The sequence below is a fragment of the Ramlibacter ginsenosidimutans genome (assembly GCF_016654015.1).
GTDB classification, from domain to species: Bacteria; Pseudomonadota; Gammaproteobacteria; order Burkholderiales; family Burkholderiaceae_C; genus Ramlibacter; species Ramlibacter ginsenosidimutans.
Genome location: NZ_JAEPWM010000008.1, coordinates 168,532 through 183,687, shown reverse-complemented (window position 1 = coordinate 183,687; position 15,156 = coordinate 168,532). Strand labels below are relative to the sequence as shown.

Below are 15,156 nucleotides of genomic sequence, written 5' to 3'. Positions count from 1 at the left end.
ATAAGAAGTTGGAAGTCCTTCTGCGTCCTTTCGATCTTTTGCGACCTCTGCGTCCGGCTGTCCGGGTTTGCCCAGCGGGTAGCACTGTCGGTCCCGCCCCCTGGCGGGGACCAGGCACAGTGTTGCGGCGGTTGAAGCGAAGACCGTAGGCTGGTGGTGAGCCGCAGGCGAACCCCAGCTCGCTGCGCTACGCTGGATCGCTGGGGTTCGCGGTGCTCACCGCCAGCCTACGAGCGCCCGTCGCGGCGGCCCGTCTTCTTCCCCGCAGGGGCCCGACTGTTCATCGTCGCGGCAGGCGGCGGCCACCGCTCTCCGAAGAGGGATGGCTGTCCTCTGCGTGCTCTGCGTTCTCCTGTCGAATTCGACGCGACTCACCCCTTCGCAAACGGATTCGCGAACACGAACATCATCGCCACGCCCACCCCGATCAGGAAGTTCGCGTCGATCAGGCCGGCCAGCAGGAACATCTTGGTCTGCAGCTCGTTCATCAGCTCGGGCTGCCGCACGGCGCCGTCGATGAAGCGGCCGCCCATGGCGCCGATGCCGAGGCAGGCGCCGATGGCGCCCAGGCCGATGATGAGGCCGCACGCGACGGCGATGAGTCCGGTGTCAGTCATCTTGCACTCCTTCGTTGAACCTGCACCCATGGTGCCGGCCCACGGTCATGCTGGCGATGACGCAGGAGGTAATGGCGCGATGCGCTGCTGCGCGACGGCGGCGAGTTCGGCCGCCTGCACGCGCTCCGGCGCGAGCTCCTGCAAGGGCAGGAGCACGAACGCGCGCTCGCGCAGGCGCGGATGGGGAATGGTGAGCGCCGCGCTCGCGATGCGCGCATCGCCGAACAGCAGCAGGTCCAGGTCGAGCGTGCGCGGCGCATTCCGATAGGGGCGTTCGCGTCCGGCCGCAGTCTCCAGCGCCTGCAATTGCGCGAGCAGCTCCGGCGCGCTCAGGCGCGTGTCCACTTGCGCCACCGCGTTGATGAAGTCGGGGCCGCCCGCATCGACCGGGGCGCTGCGGTACAGGCGCGAGGCCCGCAGAAGACGCGTTTGCGGCATCTGGTCCAGCGAGGCGATCGCCTCGCGCACCGTGCGCTGCGCATCGCCCAGGTTGGCACCGATGCCGACGAAGGCGGACACCGGCTCGCGCACGGCGCTCAGTCCGCGGCGTCGCCGGCGGCCGAGGTGCCGGCGCTGCCGCCAGCGCCCGCCGGCTTGCGGCGGCGACGGCGGCGCTTGCGCGGGGCGTCGCCGCCGTCACCGTCGACACGCGCTGTCGCCGGCTCGTCGTCGCGCTCGGGCGCAGCCTGCGCGTCGGGGGTGCTGGTAGACGGTCCGTCGCCTTCCGCGGACGCGGCCGGCTTCACCTTGCGCGTGCGGCGCTGCTGCTTCTGCTGCTCGTCGCGCAAGGCGGCGACCAGGTCTTCGCGCACGGCATCGCTGGCCTGGCTGAACTCCTGCCACCAGTCGGCGAGCATCACGTCCACTTCGCCGACGTCGGCGCGCAGGCGCATGAAGTCGAAGGCCGCGCGGAAACGGGGCTGCTCCACCAGGCTGAAGGGCGTGTGGCCCACGCGCTTCTCGAAGCGCGGCTGCATCATCCAGATCTCGCGCATGTCCGCGCCCAGCTTGCCGCGGCCGCTGATGTCGCCGATGCGCGCATCGAACACCTCGTCGATAGCCTCCTGCAACGCGGGGAACGGATGCATGCGCCGGTCCAGGCGCCGCGACCAGCCATCGCGCACGTCGGCCCACAGCACGCAGGCCAGCAGGAAGCTGGGAGCGACGGGCTTGTCTTCCGCGACGCGGCGGTCGGTGTCCTGCAGCGCGGCGCGCACGAAGGGCTGCGATGCGCGCTCGACGATCAGGTCCAGCAGCGGATAGATGCCCGTGGCCATGCCCATCGTCTTCAGCTGCTCGATGGTCGCCAGCGAGTGGCCCGTCTGCAGCAGCTTGAGCATCTCGTCGAACAGCCGGCTTTGCGGCACTTCCTGCAGCAGCGGCAGGCTGGGCAGCAGCGGGGCCTTGGTCTTCGGATCGAACTTGAAGCCGAGCGCCGCCAGCTTGGCGCCGAAGCGCACGGCGCGGATGATGCGCACCGGGTCCTCGCGGTAGCGCGCGGCCGGGTCGCCGATCATGCGCAGCACCCGCTTCTTCGCGTCCGTGATGCCGCCGTGGTAGTCCACCACGATGCGCCGCTCCGGGTCGTAATACATCGCGTTGATGGTGAAGTCGCGCCGCGCGGCGTCCTCCTCCTGCGGGCCCCAGACGTTGTCGCGCAGCACGCGGCCGGAGGCGTCCACCGCGTGGTGCATGCCCGCGAGTTCGCTCTTGCTGGTGCGCTCGTTGCCGCTCACGGCCTCCGCGTTGGCGGAGTCGAGGTAGGCGCGGAAGGTGGAGACCTCGATCACCTCGTGCTCGCGCCCGCGGCCGAACACCACGTGCACGATGCGGAAGCGCCGGCCGATGATGAACGCCCGGCGGAACAGGCTCTTCACCTGCTCCGGCGTGGCGTTGGTCGCGACGTCAAAATCCTTGGGGCGCAGCCCCAGCAGCAGGTCGCGCACGGCGCCGCCCACGATGTAGGCCTCGTGGCCCGCGTCCTTGAGCGTGCGGACCACGCCGAGGGCGCGCTCATCCACCAGCGTGGGGTCGATGGCGTGCTCCTCCGGGCCGACTTCCTTGCGCTTGCCGAACTTGGGCTTGCGGGCGGCGCTGCCGGCGAAGAGCTTGTCGATGAACTTCTTGATCATTGTCTTGGGAAGAGGTCGAGTATGCGCCAGCCCCGTTCCAGGGCGATGGTGCGCAGCCGCGGGTCCGGGTTGGTGGCGACGGGGTATTCCACACGCTCGAGCAGCGGCAGGTCGTTGAGCGAATCGGAGTAGAAGGTTGTCTCCACGTCCAGCCAGTCCAGGCCGCGCTTGGCAAGCCACTGGTCTACGCGCAGCACCTTGCCTTCGCGCATCGAAGGCACGCCGGCGATTTCGCCGGTGATCCAGCCGGACGCGTCGCGCTCCAGCTCGACGGCCAGCAGTTCGGGGACGCCGAAGGCGTTGGCGATCGGCCGGGTGACGAGCTCGTTGGTCGCGGTGACGATGGCCACGAGGTCGCCCTGCTGCTGGTGCGAGCGCACGAGGGCTAGCGCCTGCGGGTGCATGACAGGGGCGATCCATTCGCGCATGAAGCGCGCATGCGCTTCCTCATAGGCCGCCGGCCCGCGCACGCGCAGCGCCTCGACCGCGAAGCGCACGTAGTCGTGCACGTCGAGCGTGCCGGCGACGTAGTGGGCGTAGAACTCGTCGTTGCGGCGCTTGAAATCGACTGGGTCGGTCCAGCCGATCTGCTGGGTGAACTCGCCCCAGGAATAGTCCGAGTCGATCGGCAGCAGCGTGTGGTCCAGGTCGAAGAGCGCGACTTTTGTTTTCATGACCCTCCCCCAGGCTCCGTCCGCTGCGCGGACTTCTCCTCCCCCCTCCGCAAGCGGAGAGGGCCCCCGCCTTCGGGCGGCCGTGCGGCGCTGCTCACTCTTGCTCCAGCATTGCCTTGACCAGCGGGATGGTGATCGCGCGCTGGGTCTGCAGCGCGTACGCGTCCAGGTGCTCCAGCAGTTGCATCAGGCTACCCAGGTCGCGCGAAAAGCGGTGCAGGATGAAATCCATCACCTCGTCGCCGAGGAAGATCCCGCGCGCATCGGCCGCCTGGCGCAGCACCGCGCGGCGTTCGGGTTCGCTCAGCACATGCAGCTCGAACACGTGGCCCCAGCCGAGCCGGGTGCGCAGGTCTTCCCGCAGCTTCAGGTCCGCAGGCGGCGCGGTGCCCGCAGCGAGCACGCCGCGTTGCAGGGCCTGGGCCTGCACGAACCAGCTGAAAGCCGCGTGCTGCTGCACGGCGGTGTACTGCTGGACGTCGTCCATCAGCACCAGCGCCCAGCGTTCATCGAAGGCCGGCGGCTCGGGCTGCGACGGATCGAGCCAGCCCGTGCGTGCGCCCTGCTCCCGCAAGGCTTGTTCCACCGCCCGCAGCAGGTGCGTCTTGCCGCTGCCCGCCGCGCCCCAGAGATAGGTCGGCACGGGCGAGCGCGTCGGGCTGGCGACCCATAGCTGCAGGTGCTTCCACGCAGCCTCGTTCGGGCCGGCGAGGAAGCTGGCCAGGGTCGGCGGCCGGGCCAGGCCGATGTCCAGGGGCAGCTGCTTCATGCGCGCGTCCACCCCGGCGCAGGCGCGCCCGCGACGGCGCGGACGGCGTGCTGGTTGGGGGTGGGGATGGGTGGCATGGGGAGGAAAAGGCGGACGAGGAGGTCCGGTGACCTAAAATCCAGGGCAAATTCTATCGGGCGGCGCCGCCAGGCCCCGTCCAGCCCCTGCATGAACGCTTCCCCCCTCTCGTACAAGGATGCCGGCGTCGACATCGACGCCGGCGACGCGCTGGTCGAGCGCATCAAGCCGCTCGCGAAGAAAACCATGCGCGAGGGGGTGCTGGCGGGCATCGGCGGCTTCGGCGCGCTGTTCGAAGTGCCCAAGCGCTACCGCGAGCCGGTGCTGGTGAGCGGCACGGACGGCGTGGGCACCAAGCTCAAGCTGGCGTTCGAGTGGAACATGCACGACACGGTCGGCATCGACCTGGTCGCGATGAGCGTGAACGACGTGCTGGTTCAAGGCGCCGAGCCGCTGTTCTTCCTCGACTACTTCGCCTGCGGCAAGCTCGACGTGGACACGGCCGCCGCGGTGGTCGGCGGCATCGCGCGCGGTTGCGAGCTCTCCGGCTGCGCGCTGATCGGCGGCGAGACCGCGGAGATGCCGGGCATGTATCCGGCCGGCGAGTACGACCTGGCCGGCTTCGCGGTCGGCGCCGTGGAGAAGTCGAAGATCCTCACCGGCCGCGACGTACAGGCCGGTGACGTCGTCCTGGGTCTCGCGTCGAGCGGGGTGCACTCCAACGGCTTTTCGCTGGTGCGCAAGTGCATCGAACGCGCGGGACAGCTGCCCGCGACCCTCGACGGCAAGCCCTTCCGCGAAGCGGTGATGGCGCCCACGCGCCTGTACGTGAAACCCGTGCTCGCGGCGCTGGCGCAGCACGCCGGCATCAAGGCGCTCGCCCACATCACCGGCGGCGGGCTGCTGGAGAACATTCCGCGCGTGCTGCCCGACGGCCTCGCCGCGCACCTGCGCCAGGGCAGCTGGCCGCGCAGCGAACTGTTCGCGTGGCTGCAGCAGGTCGCCGCCATCGACGACCACGAGATGAACCGCACCTTCAACAACGGCATCGGCATGGTGGTGGTGGTCGCGCCGGCGGAAGCCGCCGCCGTGGCCGAGACGCTGCGGGCCCAGGGCGAGTCGGTGCACGATATCGGCCGCATCGCGGCTCGCGGCACGGGCGCCAGCGTCACGGTGTCCTGATCCCCGGCATGCACCAGCCGCGCGCCCGCTTGCCCGGGAGCATCTGGGCGCTCGGCTTCGTGAGCCTGCTGATGGACATCTCCTCGGAGATGATCTTCAGCCTGCTGCCCGTCTTCCTCACCACCACCCTGGGCGCGAGCATGCTGGCGGTGGGCCTCATCGAAGGCGGAGCGGAGGCCACCGCGCTGATCGTCAAGGTGTTCTCCGGCGCCTGGAGCGATTGGCTCGGCCGCCGCAAGCCGGTGGCGGTGCTGGGCTACGGCCTGGGTGCGCTGTCCAAGCCCCTGTTCGCGCTGGCGGGCAGCGTGGACACGGTGCTGGCAGCCCGGCTGATCGACCGGGTCGGCAAGGGCCTGCGCGGAGCACCGCGCGACGCGCTGGTGTCCGAGCTCGTGCCGCCCGAGCAGCGCGGTGCGGCGTATGGCCTGCGCCAGTCGCTGGACACGGTGGGCGCCTTCCTCGGTCCGCTGCTCGCCACCGGGTTGATGCTGGCGTGGGCCAACGACTTCCACGCGATCTTCTGGGTCGCCGTGCTCCCGGCGGTCTTGTCGGTGGCCCTGCTCGCCTTCGGCGTGCGCGAGCCAGACGCGCCGACCGGCACCGCGCGCGTGAACCCGATCCGCCGCGAGAGCCTGCGCCAGCTCGCCGCCCCGTACTGGTGGGTGGTGGGCATCGGCGCGCTGTTCACGCTGGCGCGCTTCAGCGAAGCCTTCCTGGTGCTGCGCGCGCAGCAGGGCGGGCTGCGCATCGCCTATGCGCCGCTCGTGCTGATCGCGATGAACGTCGTGTATTCGCTGGGCGCCTATCCCTTCGGCAAGCTGGCCGACACGATGTCGCATCGCAAGCTGCTGGCCGCGGGGCTCGTCGTGCTGGTGCTCGCCGATGCGGCGCTGGCGCTCGCCAGCCACGGCCCGCTGCTGTGGACCGGCATCCTGCTGTGGGGACTGCACATGGCCCTCACGCAAGGCCTGCTCGCCGCGATGGTGGCCGACACCTCGCCCGATGCGCTGCGCGGCACGGCCTTCGGCGTGTTCAACCTGGCCAGCGGCATCGCGCTGCTGGTGGCAAGCGCGCTGGCCGGCCTGCTGTGGGATCGCCTGGGCGGCGGCAGCACCTTCGTGGCCGGCGCGGCGATCAGCGTCGTCACGCTCGCCGTGCTGGCCTGGAAGGCGCCCGCGGCAACGAACGGCAGCCGCTGAGGGACGGGCGGCGCGCTGTCGCGCCGCTACAAGACTTGCAGCACACAAGCGCCTTCGGGTGCTGGACTTCGGCGAATGGCTCGCCCACACTGGCAGCTCACCTTGGGAGAAATCCATGCCCGTCGTCGCGGTCGTCAACCGCAAGGGAGGCACCGGCAAAAGCACCTTTGCCGCCCATGTCGCCGCCTGGTGCGCACGCCAGCAACTGGCCGTCATGCTGGGCGATATCGACCGCCAGCAATCCAGCCGCGGCTGGCTGCGCCGCCGGGATGCCTCCCTGCCCGGCATCGCGCCGTGGACTGTCGACCAGAAGAACGTGTTGCGCGTGCCCACCGGCATCACGCACGTGGTGCTCGACACGCCGGGAGGCCTGCACGGCTTCGAACTCGCGCGCATCGTCATGTTCGCCGACGCGATCGTGCTGCCCGTGTGCCCCTCCCTGTTCGACCGCGAATCGGCCGCCGCCTGCATCGCCGAACTCATGACGATGCCGCGCGTGACCAAGGGCTTGTGCAAGGTCGCGACCGTGGGCATGCGCGTGGATGGCCGCACCAGCGCCGGCGACGTGCTGCGCGCGTGGGCGCTGGAGCATCAAGTGGAGATGATCGGCGTGCTGCGCGAGACGCAGCTGTACGTGCGCAGCCTCGAGCGCGGGCTGACGCTGTTCGACCTGCCCGTGGACAAGGCCGCGGCGGACCTGGCGCAATGGGCGTCTGTCCTGCAGTGGCTGCACCCGGTGCTGATGCCCGCGCCCGCGCCCGAGGCGAAGCGCGAGCCGGTGCTGCCGGTGCGTCGGCCTTCCGTGCTGCAGGGCCGGCCGCTGCACGAGGCGCGACCGCTGCACGAGGGCGGGCTGCGCCCGTCCGTGCTCGGTTCCCGTTCGCTGAACGAGCCGGCGCGCACCCTGGCGAGCCCGGCCCGCCTGGGGAACGGCTGAACGCGTCCGGCCGGTCTGTTCGCACGCGAGCAGAGACACCGCCGGCGCTCGCCGCAGCGTCAAAGCCAACCGTCTTGCAGGTTTACTGGAGTGCGCGCCGCAGGTGCGCCACGCGATCGGCGATCGCGTCGATGTCCAGCGCGTCCTGCGCGTGGACCAGGTAGGTTTCCAGGTCTTCCACCGCCAGCGCCGTGTGGCCCTGCTCCGCATGCGCGAGCCCGCGGTCGCGGTACTCGGCCCAGGCGTCGGGCAGCAGCACGAGCAGGCGGTTCTGCACGGCGATGAGCCGTTGCCAGTCCTCCTGCGCGCGGTGGATCTCCTTGAGATTGCGCAGCATGCGCGCGAGGATGTCGCGCGGCGGCGCCGCCTGCAGGTACAGGCCCAGCGGAACCTCGAATTCGTCGACCAGGCCGCTGCGCCGCTTGTAGGGCTCCAGGCGCTCGGACAGTTCCTCGCGCGACAGCGACTGGCCCGTGAAGGGATCGATCACGACCTGGCCCTTGGGCAGGTTCACCTTCACCATGAAATGGCCGGGGAAGCAGACGCCGCGCGCATGCAGCCCGATGCCTTGCGCGAGCTCGATCCACAGCACGGCCAGCGAGATCTGGATGCCGCGCCGCGTGCGCAGCACCACGTTGAGGTAGCTGTTGTCCGGGTCGCAGTAGTCGTTGACGTTGCCGCCGAAGCTCAGGTCGCGGAAGAAGAACTGGTTGAGCGTGCGCAGCCTTTGCAGCGCCGCGGCGTCCGCAGGGATGCGGCGCTTCAGGCGGGCGAGCAACTGGTCGACGTCGCCCAGCACCACCTGCAGGTCGAGGTCCGGGTATTCGTCCTGGGCGATGCTGGCCGCCGCCTCGAGCAGCGGAAGCTGTTCGTCGCTCTGCACCAGCGTCCGGAAGTATTCCAGCGCGGAGGGTGCGTTGAACTCGAGCGAGGGCATGAAGTGGTTGTAATGGACGGGCCAGCGAGCGTCAAGCGTGGTCGGGGAAACGGGCAATCCACGCGCTCAGCGCGTGACAAACTGGCGCAGCTTCAGCCCCGCGGCCAGCAATGCTCCGAAGTAGATCACGACTGCGGCCGCCAGGGTGGCGGCCATCACGCCGATGCGTTTCCAGGGCTCGGCGCGCCACTCGATCCACGGGAAGGCGTGCGCCGCCCAGGTCAGGAAGATGGCGAGGAGCGCCGAGCCGGCGAAGACCTGCAGGGCGAAGATGCCCCACCCGGGCTGCGGCTTGTAGCGGCCCTTGCGCAGCAGGAACACCAGCAGGCTGCCCGCGTTCACCAGCGCGCCCAGGCCGATCGACAACGCCAGCCCCGCGTGGTGCAGCAAGGGAACCAGCGCGACGTTGAACAGTTGCGTCACGATCAGCGCAACGACGGCGATGCGCATCGGCGTCTTCATGTCGTGGCTGGCGTAGAAGCCCGGCGCCAGCACCTTGATGGACACCAGGCCCAGCAAGCCGGTGCCGTAGCCAGCCAGCGCGAGCGCGACCTGCGCCACGTCGCTGTCCTTGAAGGCGCCATAGTGGAACAGCGTCGCCACCAGCGGCACCGCGAACACCAGCAGGCCGACCGAACTCGGGATGGCCAGCAGGACCACCAGGCGCAGCCCCCAGTCCAGCATGCCGGAGTAACGCTCGTCGTCGTTGCCGGCCCGGGCCGCCGCGAGCTGGGGCATCAGCACGACGCCGAGGGCGACCCCCAGCAGCGCCGTCGGGAACTCCATCAGCCGGTCCGCGTTGTTCAGCCAGCTGACGCTGCCGGCCGGCAGGTAGGACGCGATCTGCGTGTTGATCAGCAGCGAGATCTGCGCGACGCTGACGCCCAGCAGCGCCGGCAGCATCAGGCTGAGGATCTTGCGGGTGGACGGGTCCTGCCACGCCGCGCGCAGGCTCGCGGCAACCACGCCGACGCGCGGCCACATGCCGATGCGGCGCAGCGCAGGCACCTGGATGGCGAGCTGCAGCACGCCGCCGGCCATCACGCCGATGCACTGCGAATAGATCGGCTCGAGCCCGAGCTGGCGGAACGCCGGCGCTGCCAGCCCGATCGAGGCGATCATGCAGATGTTCAGCAGCACCGGCGAGGCAGCGGGCACCGCGAACTTTCTCCAGGTGTTCAGGATCCCGCCGGCCAGCGCCACCAGCGACATGAAGCCGATGTAGGGGAACATCAGCCGCGTCATCAGGATCGCCGCGTCGTAGGCGTGCGGCGTCTTGCGCAGGCCGCTCGCCAGCGCCCAGACCATCAGGGGCGCACCGATCACGCCGGCGACGCAGAGCAGCACCAGCGTCCACAGCAGCACGGTGGAGACGTGGTCCACGAGGCGCTTGGCGCCGGCGTCGCCGTGCGTCGTTCGCTCCGCCGCCAGGACGGGGACGAAGGCCTGGCTGAAGGCGCCTTCGCCGAAGACCCGCCGGAACAGGTTGGGGATGCGGAAGGCGACGTAGAAGGCGTCGGTGAGCGCGCTTACGCCGAAGAAGGAGGCGAACATCACGTCGCGGATGAGGCCCGTGATGCGGGAGGCGAGCGTCAGGAGGGAGACTGTGGAGGCGGATTTGATCAGGCTCACCGACTCGAGTGTAGCCCTGCGGTTGCGCATGCCGCCCTGTGCGGGCGTAGGACATGGCCGCGGGCTATAATCGCGGGCTTTGCTGGCATCATCCTCAGACCCTCAAGGAACATTCCATGGCTTCTGGCAAACCCAAGAAGAAGAACCCACGCCTCGCGTCGGGCCGCAAGCGCGCCCGCCAGGACGTGAAACTGAACGCAGCGAACACGTCCCTGCGCTCCAAATACCGTACCGCGGTGAAGAACGTCGAGAAGGCGGTCGCCGCGGGTGACAAGGCCAAGGCGACCGAGCTGTTCGCCAAGGCGCAATCGATCGTGGACACGGTGGCCGACAAGGGCATCTTCCACAAGAACAAGGCCGCGCGCGACAAGAGCCGCCTCTCGGCCAAGGTCAAGGGCCTGCAAGCCCCGGCCGCCGCCTGACGCACCAGCGTCGGGTCAGCACGTGAGCCCCCGGGCTCGCGCCGTTTGAACCGGGTGCGCTGCCAGCAAAGCAAAAAGTGAAAAACCGCCTTCGGGCGGTTTTTTCATGGGAGCGCGGCCTCAGGCGCCCGCCATCGTCTCCTGGCTCACTTCCCATCCCGCTTCGATGCCGCCGGGCAGCATCTGTCCCCGGTCCTCGCCCACTTCGGTGTCGACCAGGCGATTGAGCTTGTCGTTCATGGCCGCGACCAGGTCGCGATGGCGGCTGCCGGCAGCCAGGTTGTCCATCTCGGCCGGATCGGCCTGCAGGTCGTACAGCTCCACGTCGTTGAACCGGTAGAGCGCCTCCAGCGTCCCCGGCCGGTTGTGCTGCCGGGGCGCGAAGTAGCGCGCGAAGGTGTAGCGGCCGTCGAACACGGAACGCACGGCGCCCCGCTTCATCAGGTCGGGGCGGATGCCGGCCGCCTTCAACTGGTCCGGCCTGCCGCCCGCCTGCAGGTGGGCGACGGCCTTGGCCATGTAGTCGCCGTCGAGGTAGGCGAGCATGTTGTAGCAGAAGAGCGCACCCGGACGGACCGCATCCGCCCCGGCCTGCCCGGGGGCTGCCAGCAGGCCGGACAAGTCGTGCCCCGGCAGTCCCTTCACGATCGCGGCGCGCTGGTCCTGCGCGATGCCGGTCAGCGCCACCAGGGTCGGGGCGATGTCCAGGTGCGACGTGACGGCGCGGCATTGCCCGCCGCCCGGGTGGGCCGGATGCGCGATCAGCAGCGGCACGTTGTTCTGCTCCCGGTAGGCGACCGCTCCCTTGGCGTGCAGCCGGTGGGCGCCATCCATGTCGCCGTGGTCGGAAGTGAGGATGACGATGGTGCGGTCCGCGAGTCCCGCCGCCTCCAGTTCGGACAGCACCGCCGCGATGTTCCGGTCGACGTCGCGCATGCAGTTCAGGTAGTAGTTGTGCCGTCGCCGCCAGCGCGGCTCCTCGTTCGGGATCTCGCCGACCAGTGCGTCGTGCGACCGCAGGAAATCGGCGTGGGCCGGCGGGCGCCCCGGCGCAGCCAGCGGCTGCGCGTAGCTGGCCGGGAGCGTGAAGTCCCACTGCCTGGCATAGAGCGGATCGACGGGATCGCGCGCCACATGCGTGATGCCGCGTCGATCGCGCACCTCCGTGCCGGGCGCATCGGTGTCGTAAAACATCACGTCGTGCGGATTCACGAGGTTGACCGCCAGGAACCAGGGCTTGCCCGCCGCCGCCAGCTCGCGGCCCTTGCTGCGCAGCCAGCTCACGCCCATCGCTGCGATGACGCCGTCGTGCGCGTAGCCGCCGCGGGTGTGGGCGATGATGTCGCCGATGCCGACATAGTCCGAGAAGCCGTATTGCTCCATTTCGGCGGTGAAGATCTTCGTCGGCGAGCCGAGCTTGTTGACCGTCTCGAACTCCTTGGTCAGGTGCCACTTGCCCTTGTAGGCGCTGTAGTAGCCGGCATCGCGCAGCATGTCGCCCACCGTCGGAATGTCCGTCGACATGCTCTCGATCCACGGGAAGTTCGTGTTGTCGAACATCCGGGTGTGCTGGATGTGCCGGCCCGTGTAGAGCACCGAGCGCGACGAGGTGCACACGCAGGACGCGATGCGGTGGTTGACGAACAACGTGCCGCGCGCGAGCAGCCCCTCCTGCGCGGGCAACCGGTAGTCCGCCGGCAGCTCGCCCGGCCGGAAGTACCGCTGCTGGTCGACCAGGATGAACAGGATGTTGTAGGGCCCGGCGGGTCCGGCCGGCTGGGGCAGCGCACTGTCGGCGCCCAGGGCCAGTGCGCCGGATCCGGCCGCACGCAGGAACTGCCGGCGCGACAGGGCGCCCGGGGGATTCAGGTCATGGTCCATGGGCGCCAAGCGTCCACACAGCGCGCGCACGGGTCCATGGGACCTTCGTCCGATGCGCCAGGAGCCTGGGCTCTAGGAATCGCGATCGGGTAGCAGGCAGGCCTCGCTCACCTGCAGGTCGTTGTCCTTCGCGAAGTTCAGGACGAAGTCCCAGGCCATGGGTTCGAGGTCGCGCAGCTGGCGGTTGACGACGACGCACTTGACGCCCTGGATCACCGTGGGGATGCACCACGGCGAGTAGCTCAGGTGGCTGCCCGGCTGCGCGCCGCCGGGGCGGAACGGACTCATGACGCCTGCCAGCCGCTCCGCCCAGTCGCTGGGGCGGAAGGTGCGTCCATCCTTGGTGATGCCCTGGATGAACACTTCACTGGCAGTGCGGGAAACCATGGTCGTGTCGGGGGGCGGTGGCACCGCAGGCAAGCTCTTGCTGCAGCGCACAAGTATTCTATCTTATATAAGACTTGGCCGCCCCGATTGGACGTCGCGGGGCTGTAGTCTGGCTGTCCGGGGCATCGCTGTGATGCGGAATTCTCAAGCAAGCCGGCCAGGCCGTGTGCCTACAATCGTGTCCCGACGGCTCTCTCGCGTGGAGCCGCTTTCATTTGTGAATCGAGGAAGTGCACCCATGGCCCAGATCGAGGCGGCATCGCCCCACACCATGAACACCTACGGCCGGCTGCCGATCGCGCTCGAGCGCGGCGACGGCTGCTACGTGTGGGACGTGAACGGCAAGCGCTACCTCGACGCGCTGGCGGGCATCGCGGTCAACACGCTCGGGCACAACCACCCCAAGCTCGTGCCGGCCCTGCAGGACCAGGTCGCGAAGATCATCCATACCTGCAACTACTACCACGTGCCCAACCAGGAGAAGCTCGCGGCCAAGCTGGTCGAGCTCTCGGGCATGACCAACGTGTTCTTCGGCTCGACCGGCCTGGAGGCGAACGAGGCGGCAATCAAGCTGGCGCGCAAGTACGGCCATAACCGGGGCATCGAGCGGCCCGAGATCGTCGTCTACGAGAAAGCCTTCCACGGCCGCAGCATCGCGACGCTCTCCGCCACCGGCAACGAGAAGGTGCAGGAGGGCTTCGGCCCGCTGGTGGAAGGCTTCATCCGCGTGCCCTTGAACGACCTCGCCGCGCTGAAGCGGGCCACCGAAGGCAATCCCAACGTCGTGGCAGTGATGTTCGAGACCATCCAGGGCGAAGGCGGCATCAACCAGATGCGCATCGAGTACCTGCAGCAGGTGCGCCAGCTGTGCGACCAGAAGGACTGGCTGCTGATCATCGACGAGGTGCAGTGCGGCATGGGCCGCACGGGCAAGTGGTTCGCGCACCAGTGGGCCGGCATCGTGCCCGACGTGATGCCGCTGGCCAAGGGCCTGGGCTCGGGCGTGCCGATCGCGGCGGTGGTCGCCGGTCCCAAGGCCGCGAACATCTTCCAGCCGGGCAACCATGGCACCACCTTCGGCGGCAACCCGCTGGCGATGCGCGCGGGCGTGGAGACGATCCGCATCATGGAGGAGGACCAGCTCCTGGACAACGCACTGCGCGTGGGCGCGCACCTCAGGGGCGCGCTCGCCCGCGAGCTCGGCGGACTGAAGGGTGTCGTGGAGATCCGCGGTCAGGGCCTGATGATCGGCATAGAGCTCGACCGCAATTGCGGCGTGCTCACCAAACGCGCCGCGGACGCGGGCCTGTTGATCAGCGTGACCGCGGACACCGTGATCCGCCTGCTGCCCTCGCTGATCATGACCGAGAAGCTGGCCGACGACGTGGTCGCGATCCTGGCGCCGCTGGTGAAGGCCTTCCTGGCGGAATGAACGCCATGACCCTGAAGCACTTCCTGCAGTTCAGCGACTTCGGCACCGAGGAGCACGAGTGGATCTTCCAGCGTGCCGCGGAGATCAAGCGCAAGTTCAAGAATTACGAGAAGTACCACCCGCTGGCCGACCGCACGCTGGCGATGATCTTCGAGAAGGCCTCGACGCGCACGCGCGTGAGCTTCGAGGCCGGCATGTACCAGCTGGGCGGCTCCGTGGTGCACCTCACCACGGGCGACAGCCAGCTCGGGCGCGCCGAGCCGATCGAGGACAGCGCCAAGGTGATCAGCCGCATGGTGGACCTGGTGATGATCCGCACCTTCGGGCAGGACAAGCTCGAGCGCTTCGCCGCGCACTCGCGCGTGCCCGTCATCAACGGCCTCACCAACGAGTTCCATCCCTGCCAGATCCTGGCGGACATCTTCACCTTCATCGAGCACCGCGGCTCGATCAGGGGCCGCATCGTCGCGTGGGTCGGTGACGGCAACAACATGGCCAACACCTGGCTGCAGGCCGCCGAGCTGCTGGGATTCACCGTGCACGTGAGCACCCCCACGGGCTACGAGGTGGACCAGGCCGTGGCGGGCATCCGCAGCAGCGACAGCTACAAGGTGTTCCGCGACCCGATGGAAGCCTGCCGCGGCGCCGACCTGGTGACCACCGACGTGTGGACCAGCATGGGCTTCGAGGCGGAGAACGAGGAGCGCCGCAAGGCCTTCGCCGACTGGTGCGTGGACACGGACATGATGCGCGTCGCCAAACCGGACGCGCTCTTCATGCACTGCCTGCCCGCGCACCGCGGCGAGGAGGTGGAGGCCGACGTGATCGACGGCCCGCAGTCGGTCGTGTGGGACGAGGCCGAGAACCGCATGCACGTGCAGAAGGCCTTGATGGAATACCTGCTGCTCGGAAAGGTCGCCTGAGCCTCGGCACCGCA

At 69.1% G+C, this 15,156-nt stretch carries 15 protein-coding genes; 6 read left to right on the top strand and 9 right to left on the bottom strand.

Annotated features, from left to right (window positions below; translation table 11 throughout):
• Nucleotides 1-371: 371 nt before the first annotated feature.
• The 5 genes from atpE to hda form a co-directional block, all read right to left on the bottom strand.
• The gene (atpE, locus tag JJB11_RS18525; RefSeq protein ID WP_201174828.1) at nucleotides 372-617 is read right to left on the bottom strand and encodes a F0F1 ATP synthase subunit C; all 246 of its coding nucleotides are present in this window, start codon (nucleotides 615-617) and stop codon (nucleotides 372-374) included.
• A 45-nt stretch (nucleotides 618-662) separates the two neighbouring features.
• Nucleotides 663-1,148: a 2-amino-4-hydroxy-6-hydroxymethyldihydropteridine diphosphokinase gene (gene folK, locus JJB11_RS18520; RefSeq protein WP_201174826.1), complete on the bottom strand. Its 486-nt coding sequence runs from the start codon at nucleotides 1,146-1,148 to the stop codon at nucleotides 663-665.
• A gap of 5 nt (nucleotides 1,149-1,153) precedes the next feature.
• Nucleotides 1,154-2,749 carry a polynucleotide adenylyltransferase PcnB gene (gene pcnB / locus JJB11_RS18515; RefSeq protein WP_201174823.1) on the bottom strand — a complete coding sequence of 532 codons (1,596 nt, stop codon included), beginning with the start codon at nucleotides 2,747-2,749 and terminating at the stop codon, nucleotides 1,154-1,156.
• Nucleotides 2,746-3,423 carry an HAD family hydrolase gene (locus JJB11_RS18510; protein ID WP_201174814.1) on the bottom strand — a complete coding sequence of 226 codons (678 nt, stop codon included), beginning with the start codon at nucleotides 3,421-3,423 and terminating at the stop codon, nucleotides 2,746-2,748. Before JJB11_RS18510 ends, pcnB begins: the two co-directional genes overlap by 4 nt.
• A gap of 94 nt (nucleotides 3,424-3,517) precedes the next feature.
• Nucleotides 3,518-4,192 carry a DnaA regulatory inactivator Hda gene (hda, locus tag JJB11_RS18505; protein WP_201174811.1) on the bottom strand — a complete coding sequence of 225 codons (675 nt, stop codon included), beginning with the start codon at nucleotides 4,190-4,192 and terminating at the stop codon, nucleotides 3,518-3,520.
• 168 nt (nucleotides 4,193-4,360) lie between these two features.
• Here hda and purM point away from each other — a divergent pair, with 168 nt between their 5' ends.
• The 3 genes from purM to JJB11_RS18490 all read left to right on the top strand — a co-directional run bounded on the left by purM (nucleotide 4,361) and on the right by JJB11_RS18490 (nucleotide 7,528).
• Nucleotides 4,361-5,392, top strand: coding sequence for a phosphoribosylformylglycinamidine cyclo-ligase (purM, locus tag JJB11_RS18500; RefSeq protein WP_201174809.1), 1,032 nt, complete (start codon nucleotides 4,361-4,363; stop codon nucleotides 5,390-5,392).
• An 8-nt stretch (nucleotides 5,393-5,400) separates the two neighbouring features.
• Nucleotides 5,401-6,591 carry an MFS transporter gene (locus JJB11_RS18495; protein WP_201174807.1) on the top strand — a complete coding sequence of 397 codons (1,191 nt, stop codon included), beginning with the start codon at nucleotides 5,401-5,403 and terminating at the stop codon, nucleotides 6,589-6,591.
• Nucleotides 6,592-6,706: 115 nt separating this feature from the next.
• A complete protein-coding gene (locus JJB11_RS18490) occupies nucleotides 6,707-7,528 on the top strand; it encodes a ParA family protein (protein WP_201174805.1) in 822 nt (273 codons plus the stop codon).
• A gap of 82 nt (nucleotides 7,529-7,610) precedes the next feature.
• Here the strand turns inward: JJB11_RS18490 and JJB11_RS18485 are convergent, their stop codons facing one another.
• Together JJB11_RS18485 and murJ are read right to left on the bottom strand one after the other, a co-directional pair.
• Nucleotides 7,611-8,465, bottom strand: coding sequence for a SirB1 family protein (locus tag JJB11_RS18485; RefSeq protein ID WP_201174803.1), 855 nt, complete (start codon nucleotides 8,463-8,465; stop codon nucleotides 7,611-7,613).
• 66 nt (nucleotides 8,466-8,531) lie between these two features.
• A complete protein-coding gene (murJ, locus tag JJB11_RS18480; protein ID WP_201174802.1) occupies nucleotides 8,532-10,097 on the bottom strand; it encodes a murein biosynthesis integral membrane protein MurJ in 1,566 nt (521 codons plus the stop codon).
• 116 nt (nucleotides 10,098-10,213) lie between these two features.
• Here murJ and rpsT point away from each other — a divergent pair, with 116 nt between their 5' ends.
• Nucleotides 10,214-10,519 carry a 30S ribosomal protein S20 gene (rpsT, locus tag JJB11_RS18475; RefSeq protein WP_201174800.1) on the top strand — a complete coding sequence of 102 codons (306 nt, stop codon included), beginning with the start codon at nucleotides 10,214-10,216 and terminating at the stop codon, nucleotides 10,517-10,519.
• A gap of 120 nt (nucleotides 10,520-10,639) precedes the next feature.
• On the opposite strand, the gene JJB11_RS18470 is transcribed toward rpsT, so the two are convergent.
• Both JJB11_RS18470 and JJB11_RS18465 read right to left on the bottom strand, forming a co-directional pair.
• Complete coding sequence (locus JJB11_RS18470) at nucleotides 10,640-12,400, bottom strand: sulfatase family protein (RefSeq protein WP_201174798.1); 1,761 nt, start codon at nucleotides 12,398-12,400, stop codon at nucleotides 10,640-10,642.
• A 72-nt stretch (nucleotides 12,401-12,472) separates the two neighbouring features.
• Nucleotides 12,473-12,787, bottom strand: a complete 315-nt coding sequence (locus JJB11_RS18465) for a DUF3579 domain-containing protein (protein ID WP_201174796.1) — start codon at nucleotides 12,785-12,787, stop codon at nucleotides 12,473-12,475.
• Between the two features lie 238 nt (nucleotides 12,788-13,025).
• Here JJB11_RS18465 and JJB11_RS18460 point away from each other — a divergent pair, with 238 nt between their 5' ends.
• Nucleotides 13,026-14,219 (top strand): aspartate aminotransferase family protein, encoded by a 1,194-nt coding sequence (locus JJB11_RS18460; protein WP_201174794.1) that lies wholly within the window; start codon nucleotides 13,026-13,028, stop codon nucleotides 14,217-14,219.
• A 5-nt stretch (nucleotides 14,220-14,224) separates the two neighbouring features.
• The gene (argF, locus tag JJB11_RS18455; protein ID WP_201964938.1) at nucleotides 14,225-15,142 is read left to right on the top strand and encodes an ornithine carbamoyltransferase; all 918 of its coding nucleotides are present in this window, start codon (nucleotides 14,225-14,227) and stop codon (nucleotides 15,140-15,142) included.
• Nucleotides 15,143-15,156: the final 14 nt, after the last annotated feature.

Coding starts and splice junctions, on each gene's coding strand:
- atpE (WP_201174828.1), bottom strand. CDS start 617: ATGACTGACACCGGACTCATCGCCGTCGCGTGCGGCCTCATCATCGGC.
- pcnB (WP_201174823.1), bottom strand. CDS start 2,749: ATGATCAAGAAGTTCATCGACAAGCTCTTCGCCGGCAGCGCCGCCCGC.
- JJB11_RS18510 (WP_201174814.1), bottom strand. CDS start 3,423: ATGAAAACAAAAGTCGCGCTCTTCGACCTGGACCACACGCTGCTGCCG.
- hda (WP_201174811.1), bottom strand. CDS start 4,192: ATGAAGCAGCTGCCCCTGGACATCGGCCTGGCCCGGCCGCCGACCCTG.
- purM (WP_201174809.1), top strand. CDS start 4,361: ATGAACGCTTCCCCCCTCTCGTACAAGGATGCCGGCGTCGACATCGAC.
- JJB11_RS18495 (WP_201174807.1), top strand. CDS start 5,401: ATGCACCAGCCGCGCGCCCGCTTGCCCGGGAGCATCTGGGCGCTCGGC.
- JJB11_RS18490 (WP_201174805.1), top strand. CDS start 6,707: ATGCCCGTCGTCGCGGTCGTCAACCGCAAGGGAGGCACCGGCAAAAGC.
- JJB11_RS18485 (WP_201174803.1), bottom strand. CDS start 8,465: ATGCCCTCGCTCGAGTTCAACGCACCCTCCGCGCTGGAATACTTCCGG.
- rpsT (WP_201174800.1), top strand. CDS start 10,214: ATGGCTTCTGGCAAACCCAAGAAGAAGAACCCACGCCTCGCGTCGGGC.
- JJB11_RS18470 (WP_201174798.1), bottom strand. CDS start 12,400: ATGGACCATGACCTGAATCCCCCGGGCGCCCTGTCGCGCCGGCAGTTC.
- JJB11_RS18465 (WP_201174796.1), bottom strand. CDS start 12,787: ATGGTTTCCCGCACTGCCAGTGAAGTGTTCATCCAGGGCATCACCAAG.
- JJB11_RS18460 (WP_201174794.1), top strand. CDS start 13,026: ATGGCCCAGATCGAGGCGGCATCGCCCCACACCATGAACACCTACGGC.
- argF (WP_201964938.1), top strand. CDS start 14,225: ATGACCCTGAAGCACTTCCTGCAGTTCAGCGACTTCGGCACCGAGGAG.